Annotated in this window: 18 protein-coding genes; 7 read left to right on the plus strand and 11 right to left on the minus strand. The window is 70.3% G+C overall.

All coding sequences use genetic code 11. The features are described 5' to 3' along the window. The first annotated feature begins 14 nt into the window (after nt 1-14). Nucleotides 15-587 (plus strand): HdeD family acid-resistance protein, encoded by a 573-nt coding sequence (locus AC0KXF_RS06875; RefSeq protein ID WP_223042794.1) that lies wholly within the window; start codon nt 15-17, stop codon nt 585-587. A 55-nt stretch (nt 588-642) separates the two neighbouring features. Here the strand turns inward: AC0KXF_RS06875 and AC0KXF_RS06880 are convergent, their stop codons facing one another. The 5 genes from AC0KXF_RS06880 to AC0KXF_RS06900 are packed head-to-tail and all read right to left on the minus strand — an operon-like array spanning nt 643 to nt 3,772. Continuing rightward, nucleotides 643-1,170, minus strand: coding sequence for an SseB family protein (locus tag AC0KXF_RS06880; protein WP_473108464.1), 528 nt, complete (start codon nt 1,168-1,170; stop codon nt 643-645). Nucleotides 1,171-1,203: 33 nt separating this feature from the next. Continuing rightward, nucleotides 1,204-1,881 carry an energy-coupling factor transporter transmembrane component T family protein gene (locus AC0KXF_RS06885; RefSeq protein WP_473108465.1) on the minus strand — a complete coding sequence of 226 codons (678 nt, stop codon included), beginning with the start codon at nt 1,879-1,881 and terminating at the stop codon, nt 1,204-1,206. Further along, nucleotides 1,878-2,651, minus strand: a complete 774-nt coding sequence (locus AC0KXF_RS06890; protein ID WP_473108466.1) for an energy-coupling factor ABC transporter ATP-binding protein — start codon at nt 2,649-2,651, stop codon at nt 1,878-1,880. Before AC0KXF_RS06890 ends, AC0KXF_RS06885 begins: the two co-directional genes overlap by 4 nt. Before the next feature lie 51 nt (nt 2,652-2,702). After that, nucleotides 2,703-3,425 (minus strand): biotin transporter BioY, encoded by a 723-nt coding sequence (locus AC0KXF_RS06895; RefSeq protein WP_473108467.1) that lies wholly within the window; start codon nt 3,423-3,425, stop codon nt 2,703-2,705. Then, the gene (locus AC0KXF_RS06900) at nt 3,422-3,772 is read right to left on the minus strand and encodes a CHY zinc finger protein (RefSeq protein ID WP_473108468.1); all 351 of its coding nucleotides are present in this window, start codon (nt 3,770-3,772) and stop codon (nt 3,422-3,424) included. Before AC0KXF_RS06900 ends, AC0KXF_RS06895 begins: the two co-directional genes overlap by 4 nt. Before the next feature lie 91 nt (nt 3,773-3,863). Here AC0KXF_RS06900 and AC0KXF_RS06905 point away from each other — a divergent pair, with 91 nt between their 5' ends. After that, nucleotides 3,864-4,535: a TetR family transcriptional regulator gene (locus tag AC0KXF_RS06905; RefSeq protein ID WP_473108469.1), complete on the plus strand. Its 672-nt coding sequence runs from the start codon at nt 3,864-3,866 to the stop codon at nt 4,533-4,535. 165 nt (nt 4,536-4,700) lie between these two features. Here the strand turns inward: AC0KXF_RS06905 and nucS are convergent, their stop codons facing one another. From nucS to AC0KXF_RS06920, 3 genes are all read right to left on the minus strand, one after another. After that, complete coding sequence (nucS, locus tag AC0KXF_RS06910; protein WP_473108470.1) at nt 4,701-5,393, minus strand: endonuclease NucS; 693 nt, start codon at nt 5,391-5,393, stop codon at nt 4,701-4,703. A 59-nt stretch (nt 5,394-5,452) separates the two neighbouring features. Then, a complete protein-coding gene (locus tag AC0KXF_RS06915; RefSeq protein WP_473108471.1) occupies nt 5,453-6,841 on the minus strand; it encodes an MFS transporter in 1,389 nt (462 codons plus the stop codon). A 64-nt stretch (nt 6,842-6,905) separates the two neighbouring features. After that, nucleotides 6,906-8,231 (minus strand): MATE family efflux transporter, encoded by a 1,326-nt coding sequence (locus tag AC0KXF_RS06920; RefSeq protein ID WP_473108472.1) that lies wholly within the window; start codon nt 8,229-8,231, stop codon nt 6,906-6,908. 286 nt (nt 8,232-8,517) lie between these two features. Here AC0KXF_RS06920 and AC0KXF_RS06925 point away from each other — a divergent pair, with 286 nt between their 5' ends. The 4 genes from AC0KXF_RS06925 to ppgK all read left to right on the plus strand — a co-directional run bounded on the left by AC0KXF_RS06925 (nt 8,518) and on the right by ppgK (nt 14,138). Continuing rightward, entirely contained in the window at nt 8,518-9,726 is a 1,209-nt protein-coding gene (locus AC0KXF_RS06925) for a Fic family protein (RefSeq protein ID WP_473108473.1), read from the plus strand. A 138-nt stretch (nt 9,727-9,864) separates the two neighbouring features. Then, the gene (locus AC0KXF_RS06930) at nt 9,865-11,859 is read left to right on the plus strand and encodes a M13 family metallopeptidase (protein ID WP_473108474.1); all 1,995 of its coding nucleotides are present in this window, start codon (nt 9,865-9,867) and stop codon (nt 11,857-11,859) included. Between the two features lie 132 nt (nt 11,860-11,991). Then, entirely contained in the window at nt 11,992-13,407 is a 1,416-nt protein-coding gene (locus tag AC0KXF_RS06935; RefSeq protein WP_473108475.1) for a sugar porter family MFS transporter, read from the plus strand. Next, nucleotides 13,404-14,138 carry a polyphosphate--glucose phosphotransferase gene (gene ppgK / locus AC0KXF_RS06940; RefSeq protein ID WP_473108476.1) on the plus strand — a complete coding sequence of 245 codons (735 nt, stop codon included), beginning with the start codon at nt 13,404-13,406 and terminating at the stop codon, nt 14,136-14,138. The genes AC0KXF_RS06935 and ppgK overlap by 4 nt, the downstream gene beginning before the upstream one ends. A gap of 135 nt (nt 14,139-14,273) precedes the next feature. Here ppgK and AC0KXF_RS06945 read toward each other — a convergent pair whose 3' ends face one another. From AC0KXF_RS06945 to AC0KXF_RS06955, 3 genes are all read right to left on the minus strand, one after another. After that, on the minus strand, nt 14,274-14,939 hold the full coding sequence (locus AC0KXF_RS06945; RefSeq protein ID WP_473108477.1) for an SRPBCC domain-containing protein: 666 nt from the start codon (nt 14,937-14,939) through the stop codon (nt 14,274-14,276). A gap of 2 nt (nt 14,940-14,941) precedes the next feature. Then, entirely contained in the window at nt 14,942-15,391 is a 450-nt protein-coding gene (locus AC0KXF_RS06950) for an ArsR/SmtB family transcription factor (RefSeq protein ID WP_473108478.1), read from the minus strand. 225 nt (nt 15,392-15,616) lie between these two features. Continuing rightward, nucleotides 15,617-16,546 carry a tRNA uridine(34) hydroxylase gene (locus tag AC0KXF_RS06955; RefSeq protein ID WP_473108479.1) on the minus strand — a complete coding sequence of 310 codons (930 nt, stop codon included), beginning with the start codon at nt 16,544-16,546 and terminating at the stop codon, nt 15,617-15,619. A gap of 124 nt (nt 16,547-16,670) precedes the next feature. Here AC0KXF_RS06955 and AC0KXF_RS06960 point away from each other — a divergent pair, with 124 nt between their 5' ends. Next, nucleotides 16,671-18,035, plus strand: coding sequence for a pyridoxal phosphate-dependent decarboxylase family protein (locus AC0KXF_RS06960; RefSeq protein WP_473108628.1), 1,365 nt, complete (start codon nt 16,671-16,673; stop codon nt 18,033-18,035). Nucleotides 18,036-18,188: the final 153 nt, after the last annotated feature.

Consider the following 18,188-nt stretch of genomic DNA (forward strand, 5'->3'; position numbering starts at 1 on the left):
TGTAAGGAGTTCCCATGACTTCGCCCGAAACCAAGCTGCTCCACCGCGCCGGCGACGGCGTCCGCACCGCTTTCGGCGTGGGCGGGCTCATCGCGATCGTGCTCGGCCTGCTCATCATCTTCTTCCCCGGCAAGACCGGCGCCGTCGCCATGCAGATCATCGCAGCGGTGATGGCCGCCTATGCGCTGGTGGTCGGTGTGGTCTACATCGGGTCCTCGATCTTCAGCCGAGCACTCGGGGGCTGGGCGCGCACCGGCCACATCCTGCTCGGCGTGCTGTACGTCATCGGCGGCATCGTGATGATGGTGAACCTGGGCGCCGCTGCCGCGGTGCTCGCCGTCTTCCTCTCGGTCACCGTCGGGGTGCTGTGGCTGCTCGAGGGCGTCATGGCGTTCACCGTGGTGGGGCAGAGCGGTAACAAGGCCTGGACCGTCATCTACGGCATCATCAGTGTGCTCGCCGGCCTCACGCTCGTGTTCTCGCCGCTGCTCGGTGCGGTCACGCTGTGGCTGCTGCTCGGCATCTCCATGCTGGCGATGGGCATCGTGCAGGTGGTGCGCGCGTTCAAGATCGGCTCCGCGGCGTAGGGGCTGGCGGTCGCAGCGCGCAGGCAGCTGTGGATGGCAGCTGCGTTCCCGCGTGTCAGCGCATCTGCTCGAGCTGAGCGGCGGTGACCGGGTCATCGCCGCTCGCCAGCGCGACGTACTTGCGGAGCACGACGAGCGATGCGCCCGCCTTGTCGAACTCGGCGGCTACGAATCGGTCGGTGCTGATGAGCGCGAGCGCCTCTCGCGCCGGCATGATGGCGCCCTTGATCTCGCTCCGGCGTTCCGCCGGGGCGACCGCGCGCAGCTCGGCCATCGAGGTGAAGAGCGGCAGCACCAGCTGGCCCTTGGTCGAGCGGATGGTGCGCACCCGCGGGCCCTTCTTCTTCGATGAGGTGCCCGTCACGTCGGCCACGAGATAGCCCTCGCGCAACGAGTTCAGGAACGCCGCGAGGTGCTCGTAATCAGGCTGCTCCTGCAGCGCCCGCAGCGCGGCGCGCACGGCCTCGTTCGCGTAGTCGGGGTGCACCTCGTCAGGGATCAGAGCCTCCGCCGCTTCCGCCGTACCGTTTGCGCTTGGATCTGCGTCGGCGTCCGGTGCGGGCTGCTGCGGGTTCTCGGCCATGCCTCTACCCTATCGGCGGCTTTTGCCGCCCCTTCACTCCTCGCCGACGCCCCGAGCCGCGAGCGCCTCGCCCGTCGACTGCGCGTGCGCGACGGTCCGCAGCGCGAAGGGCACGAGCAGCGCGCGCACGCTGCGCTCGAGACCCCGGGCCTGGGCCGCCGCGCGGGTCTCCCGAGCGATGCCGAGGATGTTCGGGATCGCGGTGATGACGAGCGAGACCGCGAGTGCGACGCGATCCGGGTCCACCCGCAGCGGGCGGAGCGGTTCGAGCGCCCGAGCGACGGTGTCGAGCATGTCGGCGACGGCCGTGCTCGCGGTCACGGCGCTCGCGGCGAGGATCAGGGCGAGCAGATCGCCCACCACCTCGAACCCGCGCGGCCAGCCGTGCAGCAGCCAGTCGGGTGAGCGCAGCACGGTCGTGAAGGGCTCCGAGGTCGCGGTCGAGACCTCGTTCACCGTCGCGAAGAGGAACAGCGGGATCGCGATGAACGCGAAACCCCGGGCGACGCGCCACAGGTGCCGCCCGCGCAGACCCGAGAGGACGGCGAGCGCGACGGCGATCCCGAGCCACACCGCGGTGATCGGCACGCCGCGCGTCCACGTCACCGCGACCGCGAAGCAGACGAGTCCCACCAGCTTCGCCCCCGAGGGCAGCCGGTGCAGCGGCCCGCGCCGGGGCAGGTAGGCGCCGAGCGGCGACCAGCCGCTCATGCGACGCTCGCCCGGTAGTGCGCGACGGCTTCGGCCGGGGCGCCGTCGAAGACGACGCGTCCGCCGGAAACGACGAGCGTGCGGTCGGCGCGCTGCGCGAGGTCGAGGTCGTGGGTGACGACCACCACCTGCTGCGGCAGCGACATGAGCAGCTCGCCGATGAGGCGGCTGTTGCGCAGGTCGAGCAGGGTCGTGGGCTCGTCGGCGACGAGGATCGCCGGGTCGGTCGCCAGTACCGCTGCGATCGCGAGCAGCTGCTTCTGACCCCCGGACAGGGTGTGCACGCTGCGCTCGGCGAGGTGCGCGATCCCGAACCGTTCGAGCACGGCGAGTGCCGCGGCTGTGCGCTCGCGTTTGGCGCGGTGAGTGCGGCGCAGCGAGAGCGCCACGTCTTCGATGGCCGTGGGCATGATGAGTTGCGCCGAGGGGTCGGTGAAGACGAACCCGACCGCGCGTCGCACGGCGGGGCCGTCGTGTCGGGTGTCGAGCGGGTGTGCTGCGGCATCGGCGCCCGGGGAGCCGGCGCCCGCGGAGCCGTCGCCCGGGGAGCTTGAGACGCCGGAGACGCCGTACCCCGGCGCGATCAGCACCTCGCCCGAGGTGGGCTCGACCAGCCCGTTGAGCAGCCGGGCGAGGGTCGACTTGCCGGATCCGTTGCCTCCGACGATCGAGATGCGCCGTTCTCGCAGCACGAGCGAGGTCGGCTGCAGGATGGTCGTCTCACCCTCGGACGTGGGCGCGGTAACGGCGGCGCTGCGGAGTTCGATCACTCGGAAGATCCTATGGGGGTCGGAGCGGCAGCCGAAGGGGCGGGGCCCGGCTCAGCGTCGCACGGGCAGCAGCGCGGGGAAGGCGCGGTGCACCGCGGTCGCCACGATTGCGGCGAGTAGGGCCTTGACGAGGTCGAGCGGTAGAAACGCCACGTCGACGATCGCGGCCTGGCCGATGGACATGCCGCCGCGCCAGGCGAGCCCCGCGATACCGAGTGCGTGATTGACCGCAACCCCGACGACGGTCGCGAGGAGGAGCGCCAGCGTGGTCCCTAGAGCGCCCCTGCGCGGGATCCGTGCCGCGATGAGGCCCGCCGCCGCGGCGGCGAACGGGAAGGAGACGAGATAGCCCATGGTCGGGCCCGCGAACGGGGCGAGCCCCGCGCTGCCTCCCGCGAACACCGGGAGGCCGATCGCCCCGACCGCGAGGTAGAGCAGCGCCGCGAAGAAGCCGCGCCGCGCGCCGAGCACCGCGCCGGTCAGCACGATCGCGAAGGTCTGCAGCGTGAAGGGCACAGGGCCGAGCGAGATCGCGGGCAGGATCGCGCACACGGCGATGAGGGCCGCGAAGGTGGCGATGAGGGCGAGGTCGGTCGCGGGGTTACGACGCTGCCTCGAATGCGCGCGGGGGTCGGTCGGGGTCGGTGCTGCGGGGGTCGCGGCGGCCGCGGGGGCCGAGTCTGTCGGGGCTGCCGAAGCGGTCGTGCCCGTTGCGCCGGCAGCATTCGTCGGGGATGCGGCCGCAGCGGAGTCGGCGGGGGAGCGGTCGGTCATGATGTCTCCGTGAGGTCGAAGTAGTGGTGGCGATGCAGGCGGCAGCCCGGGTTGAACGGGGCGGAGCATGAGGGGCAGGCCTCGGCCCGCAAGTAGTCGTCGATGCGCATCGCGGTGCGGCAGACCCCGCAGAGCACGGCATGGCGGTTGCCGTCGGCGGTGCTCCAGCGCTCGGTCGGGTGCCCCGCGGTTTCCTCGTGGCACGCGAAGCAGGGGTAGAACTCCTCGCAGCACTTGAACTGCAGCGCGACGACGTCGAGCGGGCCGTGATAGTGCGCGCACCGGGTCTCGGCATCGACCACGCGACCGAGCACCCGGGGTGCCGATGTGCGCGTGGGCGTGGTCATGCGTGTCTCCCTGGTCGAGGCGGTCGGTGATTCTCGGTTACCTGAACAGTGTTCTGGTGAACGGTGTTCAGGTTAGCGCTAGACTGGCCCGATGCGCAACACCCTCGCCGACGTGGTCGCCGCCGGGATGCGCGTGCTCGACGCCCAGGGGCTCGAGGGCTGCTCGATGCGCCGCGTCGCCGCCGAGCTCGGCGTGCAGCCGAGCGCGCTCTACCACCACGTGCCCGACAAGCAGACGCTGCTCGCGCTCATGGCCGACGAGATCGTCGCGCCGGTGTCGCGGGGGCAGGCTGTCGCGCAGGTCAGCGCTGTTGCGTCGGCCGAGACCGTCGGGCGAGTCGAGGTCACTGCACCGGTCGAGGCGGGAGGCATCGTCGACGGCGCCGCCGGCGCTCCTGCCGGTGGGACCGGCGCGGATCCGCGGTCCTTCTGCGTCGCCCTGCGCGAGGCCATGCTCGCCGTGCGCGACGGGGCCGACGTCGTGGCGACGGCGGCGGCCTTCAGGCTCGGAGCCTCGGGGATCGAGCGCAGGCTCGGCGCCCTCGTCGGGGCCGATGGCGCGCGCACGCTGCTGCTCTACACCTTCGGGCACGCGCAGTCGACGCAGACCCACCGGCAGGCCGCGGCGTTCGGGGCGCTGGTCGATCCCGCCGCGCTGCCCGGGAGGGGTGTGGAAGAGGCGTCGGATCCCGACCTGGACCTGGACGCCTCGTTCGGCCGAGGTCTCGACATCATCCTGCGGGGCTTGGACACCCCTCGCTGAACTGCGATCGCAGGCAACCGGCATGCAGCGCTTACCGGGTATATGGCGTCGAGAGGCGGATTTCGCATGCAGGATCCGCGATTCTCGTGCGAAACCCGCCACTCGAGCGGGGGTGCGGCTGGGGCGGGGAGCTGGGCGGGCCCACGCGGCGCAGCGACGGGTGCGTTAGAACAGCGTGTTCTTGTCCTCCATGCCGCGCATCGCGTCGTAGTCGAGCACGAGGCAGCGGATCCCGCGGTCCTCGGCGAGCGTGCGTGCCTGCGGCTTGATCTCCTGCGCCGCGAAGACGCCGTGCACCGGGGCGAGCTTCGGGTCGCGGTTCATGAGTTCGAGGTAGCGGGTGAGCTGCTCGACGCCATCGATGCCGCCGCGCCGCTTGATCTCGATCGCCACCGATGCACCCGACGCGTCGCGGGCGAGGATGTCGACCGGGCCGATCGCGGTCATGTACTCGCGACGCACGAGCGTGTGGCCCTCGCCGACGAGCTCGATCTGGTCGGCGAGCAGTTCCTGCAGGTGCGCCTCGACGCCGTCCTTGATGAGCCCCGGATCGACGCCGAGGTCGTGCGACGAGTCGTGGAACACCTCGAACACCGACACGACGAGCTTGTCGGCGGTCTTCTTGTGGGTGACCTGCCAGGCCTCGACGATGCCGGCCTCGCGCTGATCCTCGTCGAGTTCGAGCGTGGCGAGCGTGCAGGGCGGGCTCATCCAGTTGAGCGGCTTGTACGAGCCGCCGTCGCTGTGCACGAGGATCGAGCCGTCGTTCTTGAGCATGAGCACTCGCTTGGCCCGGGGCAGGTGGGCCGAGAGCCGCCCTGCATAGTCGATGGAGCAGTCTGCAACAACGATTCGCACTCGCGGTAGTTTAGCCGCTCCGTCGGGGAGCGGGGTTGGGCATCTCGGGCGAACGCGGATCAGCGGCGCGACCGCGCGGCCGACGCAGCGAACAACACGTACACCGCGAACGGCAGCAGCGCCCAGAACGCGACGAGCAGCCCGATGTGCTCGCCGAGGAAGCCGAACGCCATCGGCCCCACGAGCATCGACCCGTACCCGAGCGCCGACACCGCGGCCACGTCTCGAGCCGCGGTCTCGGCGCGGTCGGCTGCCGCCGAGATCGCGATCGGCCAGCCGAGACTGGTGCCGACACCCCAGGCGAGCACGCCGATGACGGCCCCCGCGGTGCCGGGCACGAGGATCGTCATCGCGATTCCCGCCGCCGCGATCACGGCCGACACGCGCAGCACGCCGACCCGCCCGAAGCGGGTGATGAGCCACGACCCGGCGATCCGCACCGCCATGACCGCGGCGAAGAACACGCTCAGCATCGTGGAGCCCAGCTGGTTGCTGAACTCCCTGCCGTCGACGAGGGCGAGCGGCAGCCAGTCGCTCGGAGTGCCCTCGAAGAGGCCGAACGAGAGCGTGATCAGGCCGATGAGGAAGATGCGCGGGTCGCGCCACGGGCTGTAGGGGCGGGCGGATCCGGGGGTCTTCGATGACGACTCGCGCGGGGCGCCGTCGCCGGACCACTGGATCGGGATGGATCCGGTCACGGGGGTGAACGCCGGCTGCTGCCCGGCGGCGGACTCGATGATCGGGATCGAGCCCGTGACGGGATACCGCTCCTCGCGCTCAGGGGGACGCTGTGCCGCGGAGGCGGATCCCGAGTCGCCGGTGCCCGCGCCGGCGCCCTCGGCCGTGGCCCGCGCCGTCGCCTCGTCGCGAGGCAGATAGCGCAGCAGAGAGAGCAGCACCGCGGCGCTCACGATCATTACCGCGGCGAAGTGCATGGGCACGGGCACGCCGAGCGCCTCGGCGAGCCCGCCGATGCCGGTCGCGGCGACCGCGCCCAGGCTGTAGCCCGCGTGCATGAGCGGCATGCGGGGCCGCCCGAACGCCGCCTCCGCATTGGCGCCGCTGACGTTCATGGCGACATCGCAGATGCTGAACGCGAAGCCGTACGCGAAGAGCACCGCGAGCCCCACCGGGATCGCGCCGCTCAGGATGATCGCGGCGGCACTCGGCAGCAGGATCGTGGTCGCAACGGTTCCGCAGAGGAGCGTGCGACGCGGCCCGAAGCGCTGCACCGTCCGCCCCGACAGCATGAGCCCGGCTAGGCTGCCGACGGCGAGGCACAGGCCGTAGATGCTCATCTCGACGGCGGAGGCGCCGAGGTGATCGCGCACGGCCGGCAGGCGGCTCAGCCAGGTGCCGAAGCCCAGGCCCACCACGAGGAAGACGATGGGGATCGTACGCACCCAGCGCACCACCGCGGCCCGTTCGAAGGGCACCGAAGCTGTCACCCCTCGAGTCTATGAGGCGCACCGAAGCAGGCGCGACCCCCGCGCGAGGCGGGTTCGGGGCGGATCAGGCTCCGAGGCGCACCCAGCGGTCGCCGCGCGCCCTGATCCCGAGCGTCGCCGCCCGCGCCAGCATGAACACGAGCGTGAATCCGGCCGTGAGTGCGACGAGCGCGGCCGTGCCGCTCGGCACGAGCGTCGTGAGCAGCCACAGCGCGGGCAGGTACACGGCGAGGTTCACGAGGCTCGTCCACGCGAGGTAGCGCGCGTCGCCCGCGCCCATGAGCACACCGTCGAGTACGAAGACGAAGCCGCCGAGGGGCAGCGAGATCCCGAGGACCAGCAGAGCGGGGGGCAGGATCGCGAGCACCTGCTCATCGCTCGTGAAGATGCGCCCCACGACGGGGCTCGTGACGGCGAGCAGTACCCCGATCACCGCGCCGCACGCCACACCCCAGAAGAGGGTGCGCCGCACGACGAGCCGAGCGCGCGCGGCGTCGCGCGCTCCCAGAGCGTCGCCGATGAGCGCCTGCGCCGCGATGGCGAGCGCGTCGAGGGCGAACGCCGCCGTGGAGAAGATCGTGAACACCACCTGGTAGCCGGCCGTGGCGGTCGTGCCGTGGCTGGTCGCTGCGAAGACCGTGACGAGCAGCGCGGCCCGCAGCCCGACGGTGCGGATGAAGAGCCAGCCACCGCTGCGACCCGCGTGGGCGAGGCCGTCGCGATGCGGCAGGAATCCCGCCCCCGCGCGGCGAGCGTGCCGGGTGATGACGGCCACGTAGACCGCGACCATGCCCCACTGCGCCACCACCGTTCCCCAGGCGCTGCCCGCGATGCCGAAGCCGAGACCGTAGATGAACCACCAGTTGAGCAGCGCGTTCGCGGCGAAGCCGACGGTGGCGACCGCGAGAGGCGTCTTCGTGTCTTGCAGTCCGCGCAGCAGGCCGCTCGCGGCGAAGACGACGAGCATGGCCGGGATGCCGAGGCACGAGATCGTGAGGTAGGCGAGGGCCTGCTGGGCGGTGTCGTGTTCCACGTGGAACAGTGCGACGAGGGGGTCGCTCGCGAGCCACAGCACCGCGCCCACCGCGATCCCGATGCCGAGTGCGAGCCACAGACCGTCGATGCCCGCCTGCACCGCGCCGCGCAGGTCGCCGGCCCCGCGTCGCCGCGCCACCAGAGGTGTCGTGGAGTAGGCGAGGAAGATCATGAGGCCGACCGCGGTCTGCAGGATCGCCGCGGCGACCGCGAGGCCCGCCAGGGGAGCGGCACCGAGGTGCCCGATGAGGGCGGAGTCGACCACGATGAAGAGCGGCTCCGCGATGAGGGCGCCGAGCGCGGGCACGGCGAGGTGCGCGATGCTGCGATCGATGAGCCTGCTGCTTTCGCTCATCGTTCCAAGGTATCGGTTCGGGCGGGCTCAGGCTTGGCTTGCTGCCCTTGCACGGCCCGCCCCTCGCGCTCCCGCCCCTCGCGCACCGATCTACCGTAGAGCACCCCGTTTTCGCCGATTCGGGGTGCTCGAAGGTGGAATGGTGGCGAAGGGCCTGCGCTCCAGGATCGCGGGCGCGATTCTCAGAAGAGGTTTGCGAGCATTATTGCCCCGAGAATGCCTGCTTTGAGCACTTGTCAGTAATTCTGAAGCCATATATGTCTGTCATCTGCCCTAAACTGCAACTATGGACCTGTCGATGTTCGGGAACTCGATGCCGGGATCGTTGGTGCCGATCTACGGGACGGATCCGCAGCTCGGCGAGTGGCGGCACTCCGCCTTCCTGCCCGAGCCGCTCGGCGTCGAGACGCCGAGCCTGTCACCCGAAACGTATCTGGTGGTCATGAATGCACGGGCAGCTCTGGGAGCGCTCGATGCGACAGCGCGCCAGCTTCCGAATCCGACGCTCTTCCGCGTGCCGGCGCTTCGACGTGAAGCTCAGAGCACCTCGGCGTTGGAAGGCACCTATGCTCCGCTGGCCGAGGTGCTCACCGCGGATGAAGACGCCCCGTCGACACCGGAGCTTCTCGAAGTGCTGAACTATGTCTCGATGGCGAACCACGGGTTCTCGAAGATCGCCGCGGGCCAGTCGATCTCCGTGACTCTGCTGGGCGAACTGCACGGCCTGTTGATGCGCGGCACTCCGCTTCAGGAGGGCTCAGGCCGGGTGCGCGAGCGGCAAGTGGTAGTCGGCCGCCGCGCCGGCGCCGATCCCTTCGGGTTTCCCGTGCATGCGGCGCGGTTCGTCCCGCCTCCGCCGTCTCTGGAGCTGGAGATGCGCGTGCGCGACCTGACCGACTGGATGCGGGAGGATCGCACCGACAGGATCGACCCAGTGGTAGCGGCGGCCATGGCGCACTATCAGTTCGAGACCCTCCATCCGTTCCACGACGGCAACGGGAGGATCGGGCGATATCTCGTGGTGCTGCACCTCCAAGCCCAGGGGGTGCTGAGCGAGCCGACCCTCACGGTCTCTCCCTGGTTCGAAGCACGACGCCCCGACTATTACGACCGTCTGCTGGCGGTGAGCACCGCGGGTGATTGGGACGGCTTCGTGCGCTTCTTCGCGCAGGGGATACGGGTTGCAGCCGACACCACGAGGATGCAGATGCTCGCCCTGGTGCGGGTGCAGGAGCGGCTCGATCGGCAGCTCCAAGACTCGGCATTGCGGGCGAGAAGCGCGCATGCTCTCATCGAGTACGCAGTGGCCAATCCCTCGTTCACGGTGCGCAGGGCCGCCGAAGGGATCGATCTGTCGTACAGCCGGACGAACACGCTCATCGGCCAGCTCGTCGATCTCGGAGTGCTCAGGATGCTCCCTTCGGAAAGCGGGTACCAGCGGCGCTTCTACGCGCCCAGCGTGCTGAACGTGCTGATCCAGAGCGAGGCGGCGTAGTCACTCCGCCCCCGACCCTCGCGCACCGATCTACCGTAGAGCACCCCGTTTTCGCCGATTCGGGGTGCTCGAAGGTGGAATGGTGGCGCAGGGCCTGCGTTCCAGGATCGCGGGCGCGACACACTCTAGGCTGGTCCCATGACCAATGCTGCGCACACCTCCGGTATCGACCTCGCCGAACTCGATCCTGCGGTGAGGCCGCAGGACGACCTTTTCCGCCACGTCAACGGCCAATGGATCGAGCGCACCGAGATCCCGTCGGATAAGGCGCGCTACGGTTCGTTCGCGGTGCTCGCCGAGAACGCGGAGGAGGCGGTGCGCGACATCATCACGACCACCGAGGCTCCCGCGCCGGGGTTGATCGAGGGCAGCGCGGATCGCGAGGCCGACAAGGTCGCCGCGCTCTACGCGAGCTTCATGGACACCGAGCGTGCGGATCGCCTCGGCGCGGCCCCCATCGAGGGCGACATCGCCCGCGCCCGAGCGGTGGCCTCGATCCCCGAGCTGATCGCCCTCGTCGCCGAGCTCGAGCGGCAGGGCGTCGGCGGCTTCTACAGCATGTTCGTCGACAACGACCCCGGCGATCCCTCGCGCTACATCGTCTTCGTGATGCAGGGCGGTCTCGGCCTGCCCGACGAGTCGTACTACCGCGAGGACCAGTTCGCCGAGATCCGCGACCAGTACCGCACCCACATCGCCCGCATGCTCGAGCTCGCGGAGGTCGCCGAGGGCGCGGAGGCCGAGCGGTTCGCCGGGCTCGCGTACGACCTCGAGCGCCGCATCGCCGCGTCTCACTGGGACAAGGTCGCGAGCCGCGACATCCAGAAGCTCTACAATCTGCGCACCCTCGAGGGCCTGCAGGAGATCACCCCGCGGCTCGACTGGAACGCCTACCTCGCCGCGATGGGGGCGTCGGAGGCGGCGTTCGCCGAGGTCGTGGCGGCACAGCCGGAGGCGCTCGCGGGGCTCGCCGAGCTGCTGGTCGAGGATGAGCTCGAGGCGTGGCGGGCCTGGTTGCTGTGGTCGATCGTGCGAGGATCGGCGGCCCTGCTCTCGCAGCAGATCTCGCGGGCGAACTTCGACTTCTACGGCACCGCGCTCACGGGCGCGCCCGAGCAGCGCGAGCGCTGGCGCCGCGGCGTCTCGTTCGTGGAGGGCGCGATGGGCGAGGCCGTAGGGCGCCTCTATGTCGAGCAGCACTTCGACGAGAACTCGAAGGCGGCCATGGATGAGCTGGTGGGGCACCTCATCGAGGCCTACCGCGAGTCCATCGAGAAGCTCGAGTGGATGGGCCCCGAGACCCGTCGGCGCGCCCTCGACAAGCTCGACCGGTTCACCCCCAAGATCGGGTACCCGGTGAAGTGGCGCGACTACTCCGCGCTCGCCGTCGACGCGGGCGACCTGCTCGGCAACTCGCGCCGCGTGGCCGAGTTCGAGTTCGCGCGCGAGCTGGGCAAGGTCGGCAAGCCCATCGACCGCGACGAGTGGTTCATGACGCCGCAGACGGTCAACGCCTACTACAACCCCGGCTTCAACGAGATCGTGTTTCCCGCCGCCATCCTGCAGCCGCCGTTCTTCGACGCGTCGTGGGATGCGGCGACCAACTTCGGCGCGATCGGCGCGGTGATCGGGCACGAGATCGGTCACGGATTCGACGACCAGGGCTCGCGCTACGACGGCGACGGGCGGCTGACCGACTGGTGGACGGAGGCGGATCGCACGGCGTTCGAGCAGCTGACGGGCGCGCTCATCGGCCAGTACAACGGGCTCTCGCCCGAGGGCGCCGACGGCCAGACGGTCAACGGCGAGCTGACGATCGGCGAGAACATCGGCGACCTGTCGGGTCTCGAGATCGCCTGGAAGGCGTACCTGCGTTCGCTCGACGGCGCCGAGCCGCCCGTCGTCGACGGGCTGACGGGAGCCGAGCGCTTCTTTCTGGCCTGGGCGCAGGCCTGGCGGCAGAAGTCGCGGCCCGAGGAGACGGTGCGCCTGCTCACCATCGACCCCCACTCGCCCAACGAGTTCCGCTGCAACCAGATCGTGCGCAATCTCGCCCCGTTCCACGAGGCCTTCGGCACGCAGCCGGGTGACGGGCTCTGGCTCGATCCCGAGCAGCGCGTCTCGATCTGGTAGCGGCGGCGCAGCCGATCCCGCTCCCGCGCGCCCGAAGTTGACGGGCGCGCGGGAGCGGAGGAGACTCTGAGCACGCGCGGGCGCAACGGTGCGTCCGGGCATCGATCCCTCGACACAGGGTGGTGTTGATATATGGCAGACACGGTCACGGGCACGGTCCCCGCCCCTCCGGTCACGCGGGTGATCATGATCGCCGCGGCGGCCGCGATGGGTGGATTCCTCTTCGGCTTCGACACGGCGGTGATCAACGGGGCGGTCGGCGCCGTCGGCGAGTGGAGCGGCGCGGGATCCGTGCTGCTGGGCTTCTCGGTCGCGAGCGCACTGATCGCCTGCGCCATCGGAGCCTGGTTCGCGGGGCCGATCGCGGCCCGGTTCGGCCGCATCAGGGTGATGCAGGTCGCAGCGGTCATCTTCTTCCTGTCGGCGCTCGGCAGCGGGCTCGCCTGGGAGATCTGGTCGCTCACGGCCTTCCGCTTCATCGGCGGGTTCGGAGTGGGCGCCGCGAGCGTCATCGCCCCCGCCTACATCGCCGAGGTGTCGCCCGCGAGGGTGCGCGGGCGTCTGGGCTCGCTCCAGCAGCTCGCGATCGTGATCGGTATCTTCGTCTCGCTGCTCAGCAACTACGCGCTGGCTCAGGCGGCCGGCGGCGCGGGCGAGGTTCTCTGGTTCGGGCTCGAGGCCTGGCGATGGATGTTCATGGCGGAGTGCCTGCCCGCCGTCGTGTACGGCGTACTGGCATATCTGATCCCGGAGTCCCCGCGGTTCCTGGTGAGCAAGGGGCGGGAGGAGGAGGCCGAGCGGATCCTCGGGCACTACGTCGGCGGCACGCCGACCGAGACGATCCGCGCGATCCGGTCGACTCTGGACTTCGAGGCGACGCAGTCGATCTCGGTGATCCGCGGGCCGCGTTTCGGTCTCGCACCGATCGTGTGGATCGGGATCGTGCTCTGCGCCCTGCAGCAGCTGGTCGGCATCAATGTGATCTTCTACTACTCGACGATGCTGTGGCAGGCGGTGGGCTTCGACGAATCCGACGCGCTGCTGACGGGGGTGATCACCGCGGTCGTCAACATCGCGACCACGGTGATCGCGATCCTGCTCGTCGACCGGATCGGCCGCAAACCGCTGCTCATGATCGGCTCGATCGGCATGGCGCTCACGCTCGGCACGATGGCGTTCATCTTCGGCACCGCGCCGACCGAGACGGTCGGCGGTGCGGTGCAGCCGATCCTCTCCGATACGGCCGGGGTGGTCGCGGTGCTGGCCGCGAACCTCTACGTGGTGTTCTTCGGCATGAGCTGGGGGCCGGTCGTGTGGGTACTGCTCGGCGAGATGTTCAACAACCGCATCCGCGCCTACGCGATCTCGGTGGCGGCGGCCGCTCAGTGGATCGCGAACTTCGTCGTATCGCTCACCTTCCCGTCGCTCGCGCAGGCCGGGCTCGGCGTGGCTTACGGCCTGTATGCGACGATGGCAGTGCTCTCCCTCTTCTTCTTGTGGAAGTTCATCAGGGAGACCCGCGGTCGCGAACTGGAGGCGATGGAGTGAGCACAGCATTCGGATTGGACATCGGCGGCACCGGCATCAAGGGAGGCATCGTCGATCTCGGCACCGGCGAGTTGCTGAGCGAGCGGGTGCGCTTCGATACCCCGCAGCCCGCGACCGTCGTGGGCGTGCTCGACACCGCAGCCGCCGTCGTCGCCGCGACCGGCTGGGAGGGGCCGGTCGGCTGCGCCTTCCCCGGCATCGTGAAGGGCGGCGTCGTCGGCTCCGCGGCGAACATCGACGACGAGTGGTTGGGCGAGAACCTGGAATCACGGCTGGCTGAGCGCCTCGGTGCTCCGGCGCGATCGCTCAACGACGCCGACGCCGCGGGGCTCGCCGAGATGCGGCTGGGCGCGGGGCGAGGTCGGGCCGGCGTCGTGATGATGCTGACGCTGGGGACCGGGATCGGATCCGCGCTCTTCATCGACGGCCGTCTCGTGCCGAACACCGAGCTCGGGCACCTGGAGCTCGACGGGCCGAACGTCGAGTCGCGTACCTCGGCCGCCGCCCGTAAGCGTGAGGGGCTCAGCTACGAGGAGTGGGGCGCGCGTCTGCAGCGCTACTTCTCGCATGTCGAGGCGCTGTTCTCGCCGGACCTCTTCATCGTGGGCGGCGGGATCAGCCGGAAGGCCGATCGGTTCCTGCCGTTGATCTCGGTGCGCGCGCCGGTGATCCCGGCGCACTTCCGTCAGAACTCCGGGATCGTGGGTGCCGCGCTGCACAGCGTCGAATAGGCGTCGGGCGCGATTCGGGTCGGTCGGGCCTTCCCGCCGGCGCAGACCTCCGCCGCGGGCGTAGACCTCCATTGCCGTGAGGTCTGCGTCCGTGCCGGAGGTCCGCACCGGACTCCGGGATCGGGAGGGTACGGGTTACTGTCCGGCTCCCTGACCGGTGTAGAAGCCGTAGGTCGCGTCTGCGCCGCGCGCCGCGACCTCGGGATCCGCACCGGCTGCGACGTGCGCCGCACCCCAGCCGTCGGCGGCCGCGCGGTAGAAGGAGCGGCCCTCATCGGTGAACGCCCAGGCCTCTGCCTCGGAGGGCGACAGGGAGCCCTCCACGGAGCCGAGGTGCAGCGAGAGACCCAGCAGGCCGCCGTCCCAGCCCACGCCCGTGGCGCCGGGGCCGAAAGTGTCCCACATCTCCGCCGGCACGTCGGCGGTCTTCGCGACGTGCTCGAGCTCGAAGCGGGTGCGCTCGGCCCCCTGCTCGCTCAGGCGCACCGTGACCCACGTGACGCCGCCGCCGAACTCCCACGTGATGCGGTACTCGGCGCGGCCGTCGTGCGGAGGCGTGCACTCCAGCACCTCGCCGCCAGCGTTGCCCTGCAGCTGATAGCGCCCGCCGACGCGCAGGTCGCCGGTGATCGGCATGAACCAGCGGGCGATCCGCTCCGGGCTGGTCGCGGCGTCCCATACGTCGGCGATGCCGGCGGGGTACTCCTGGGCGAGGGCCTGCACGCGTGCGGGTTCGCCGTCGATCTCTTCGTCGCGGAGAGTGCGGGTGACCGCCTCGATCTGCGTATGTACATCGACCATGTTCATTCCTTACTGTCGCTGTTGCCGTTATCGCTGTCTTCGCTGCTGTCGTCGCGCGAGGGGTCTGCGGTGCGTGCAGCGGCGTCGCCGCGCGGGGGAGGGCTCGCGGCGGCTCGCTCGGACGCGAGCCGCCGCTCCCGCTTGCCGCGCGCGAGCTCGGTGCCGAGCGCGGCGAACGGGCCCCGCCAGAAGCGTTCGAACGGCGTCAGCCACTCGCCCGCCTGCTGCAGCCCCTGCGGATCGACCGCGTAGAGGCGGCGGGTGCCCTCTGCGCGCACGGAGGCGAAGCCGTGCTCCCGCAGCACGCGGAGGTGCTGCGATACGGCGGGCTGGCTGATCCCGAACTCACGCGAGATGACCGCCGCGATGCCGCCCGCACTCGCCTCACCGTCGGCGATGAGTTCGAGGATTCTCCGTCGGACGGGGTCGCCGAGAATGTCGAGCGCGTGCATACCCCCATTCTTCACCCTGGGCTTATATAAGTCAAACCTGAAATTTAAACTCGCTTCCGGCCGCCGTGAGCCGCCTACCGCTCCATCGGATCGAGGGGGGAGTGCGGCGCGGCAATCGTGTGCGGAGTGCGGTGGCGGAGCGGGGGAAACGCGCGTTGCGGAGCGCGGCGCGAGCGGCGGGAAACGCGGGCGTCGAGGCGGCGGGGCGCGGGAAACGCGCGCGGGTCAGGCGTGCTCGGCGCAGGCGGCGTCGGGGTGCGTCGCGCAGGCGACGAAGCGGGCGCGGCAGCTCGGATCCGCGCAGTTCGCCAGGCGGTGCGTCGGGGCCTCGCAGACGGTGCAGCGGCCCAGCACTGCCGCTCCGGGAGCGAAATCCAGCGACTCGCGCCCGTCGAAGACGGCGAGCGACCCCTCCCAGAGGCCGCCGTTGCCGAAGGCTTCGCCGTAGCGCACGATGCCGCCGTCGACCTGGTAGACCTCCTCGAAACCGCGCTCCCGCATCGCGGCCGAGAGGATCTCGCAGCGGATGCCTCCCGTGCAGTAGGTCACGACCGGTCGGTCCTTGATGTCGTCGTAGGCGCCGCTCTCGATCTGCGCGATGAAGTCGTGGGTCGTATCGACCTCGGGCACGATCGCGCCCTTGAATCGGCCGATCTGGGCTTCCCAGGCGTTGCGCCCGTCGAAGAACACGACATCATCGCCCCGCTCGGCCACCAGCTCGTTCACGGCCTCCGGCGAGAGGTGCGTGCCGCCGCCCACCACGCCGTCATCGTCGACGCGCAACTCGTCGGGGATCCCGAAGGCCACCAGCTCGTCGCGCACCTTCACGCTCAACTTCGGGAAATCGGCGATGCGACGCCACGGGGCCGCGCGATCGACGCCGTGGAGCGTCTCGGGGCGCTCGGGCACGAAGCCGGTTCCGTCGCTCCACTTGGCCTCGAGGCGGGCGAACGGGCCGTACTCGCGGGTGCGGCGGAGGTAGCGCTTGCACGCGTCGAGCTCTCCGCCCACGGTGCCGTTGATGCCGTGCTTCGAGATGATGATCCGGCCCCTCAGTCCCAGCGACTCGCAGAGCTCGCGCTGCCACAGTCGAACGGCGTCGGGGTCGGCCACCGGCGCGAAGACGTAGTACAGCAGGATCTTGGGCTCGCTCACCCATCCATGTTAGAGGTCGCGGGTCCACCTTTATGATGAGACCATGTCAGACGCCGCCGCACAGACTCCGCTCTCCCGCATCCCGGGCAGTCGTCCCGCTGCCACCCCGACCGATCACGCTCGCATGCACTCGGTCTCCGACGAGACCCGCGGCATCGTGGACCTCGTGCTCGATTATTCCCGACGTCGTATATTGGCAACGGACACGCCGCTCGATCACGCCTCGTCGCCCGCTGAGCTGCGGCGGCTCGCCGGCACCACGATCAGCGAGGAGGGGCTCGGCAGCAGCCGCGCGCTCTCCGTCTTCGAGCATATCCTCGCTCCGGCATGCATCACGACGGATCATCCCCAGTACCTCTCGTTCATCCCCTCGGCCCCTTCGAAGGCGGCGATCGCCTTCGATCTCGTGGTCTCGGCGAGCGCGCTCTACGGCGGCTCGTGGATGGAGGGCTCGGGCGCCGTGTACGCCGAGAACGAGGTGCTGCGCTGGCTCGCCTCGGAGTTCGGGCTGCCCGAGGGGGCGGGCGGCGTCTTCGTGCAGGGCGGCACGATCGGCAACCTCTCCGCGCTCGTGACCGCGCGCGACCACGCCCGCCGCACGCGGGAGGCGGCAGACCTCGCCCGCCGGCCCGAGGGTGGGTGGGCCGTGGTGTGCAGCGCCGAAGCGCACTCGTCGGTGAAGTCGGCCGCCGAGATCATGGACGTCGACGTCATCGCGGTGCCGGGAGGCGACACGGGATCGCTGTCGGCCGACGCGGTGCGCGCCGCGCTCGAGGAGCACGGCGAACGGGTGTTCGCGGTGGTGGCGACCGGCGGCTCGACCAACTTCGGCATCGTCGACGACATCGCGGGTGTTGCGGCGCTCAAGGACGAGTTCGATTTCTGGTTGCACATCGACGGCGCCTACGGGCTCACCGCGATGCTCTCCCCGCTGGGGCGCCCGCACTTCGTCGGCGTGGAGCGCGCCGACTCGGTGATCGTCGACCCGCACAAGTGGCTGTTCGCGCCCTACGACGTGTGCGCGCTCATCTATCGGGATCCCGAGCTGGGGCGCCTGGCTCACACGCAGCACGCGGAGTACCTCGACGTGCTCACCGAGCGCGCCGCCTACGACCCCTCCGACTACGCGATCCAGCTCACTCGGCGCCCGCGCGGCCTGCCGCTGTGGTTCTCGCTGGCCACCTACGGGGCGGCAACGTACCGCGACGCCGTGACGCACTCGCTGACGCTCGCCCGCGAGATCGCCGACGAGATCAAGCGGCGGCCCGGCTTCTCCCTGGTGCGGGAACCGCAGCTCTCCGTCGTGGTGTTCGAGCGCGACGGCTGGGAGAAGGCCGATTATGAGCGATGGTCGGATGCGCTGCTCGAGGATCAGCAGGCATTCGTCGTGCCGAGCTCGCACGCGGGCCGCACCAACGCCCGCTTCGCGATCGTGAACCCGCTCACCACCTTCGAGCAGCTCTCGGCGATCCTCGACACGATGGAGTAGTCCGGGCTCCTCGGGCTTTCTGGCTTCGCGGGTTTCTCCTCCTTCTCGGGCCCGGGCTTCTCCGGCGAGCTTCAGGGAGGAGATCCTGATCGGAGCGGGCCGATCCGTGCAGATCCACCCGCTTGGATCACGATCTCCTCATCGGGGCCCGGG

The organism is Leucobacter holotrichiae, assembly GCF_055791005.1.

Bases quoted from the DNA above. Each gene is read 5' to 3' on its own strand.
- AC0KXF_RS06960 (WP_473108628.1), top strand. From the start codon at position 16,671: ATGCACTCGGTCTCCGACGAGACCCGCGGCATCGTGGACCTCGTGCTC.
- AC0KXF_RS06925 (WP_473108473.1), top strand. From the start codon at position 8,518: ATGGACCTGTCGATGTTCGGGAACTCGATGCCGGGATCGTTGGTGCCG.
- AC0KXF_RS06905 (WP_473108469.1), top strand. From the start codon at position 3,864: ATGCGCAACACCCTCGCCGACGTGGTCGCCGCCGGGATGCGCGTGCTC.
- AC0KXF_RS06950 (WP_473108478.1), bottom strand. From the start codon at position 15,391: ATGCACGCGCTCGACATTCTCGGCGACCCCGTCCGACGGAGAATCCTC.
- AC0KXF_RS06900 (WP_473108468.1), bottom strand. From the start codon at position 3,772: ATGACCACGCCCACGCGCACATCGGCACCCCGGGTGCTCGGTCGCGTG.
- AC0KXF_RS06920 (WP_473108472.1), bottom strand. From the start codon at position 8,231: ATGAGCGAAAGCAGCAGGCTCATCGATCGCAGCATCGCGCACCTCGCC.
- AC0KXF_RS06885 (WP_473108465.1), bottom strand. From the start codon at position 1,881: ATGAGCGGCTGGTCGCCGCTCGGCGCCTACCTGCCCCGGCGCGGGCCG.
- AC0KXF_RS06930 (WP_473108474.1), top strand. From the start codon at position 9,865: ATGACCAATGCTGCGCACACCTCCGGTATCGACCTCGCCGAACTCGAT.
- AC0KXF_RS06935 (WP_473108475.1), top strand. From the start codon at position 11,992: ATGGCAGACACGGTCACGGGCACGGTCCCCGCCCCTCCGGTCACGCGG.
- AC0KXF_RS06875 (WP_223042794.1), top strand. From the start codon at position 15: ATGACTTCGCCCGAAACCAAGCTGCTCCACCGCGCCGGCGACGGCGTC.
- AC0KXF_RS06945 (WP_473108477.1), bottom strand. From the start codon at position 14,939: ATGGTCGATGTACATACGCAGATCGAGGCGGTCACCCGCACTCTCCGC.
- AC0KXF_RS06880 (WP_473108464.1), bottom strand. From the start codon at position 1,170: ATGGCCGAGAACCCGCAGCAGCCCGCACCGGACGCCGACGCAGATCCA.
- AC0KXF_RS06895 (WP_473108467.1), bottom strand. From the start codon at position 3,425: ATGACCGACCGCTCCCCCGCCGACTCCGCTGCGGCCGCATCCCCGACG.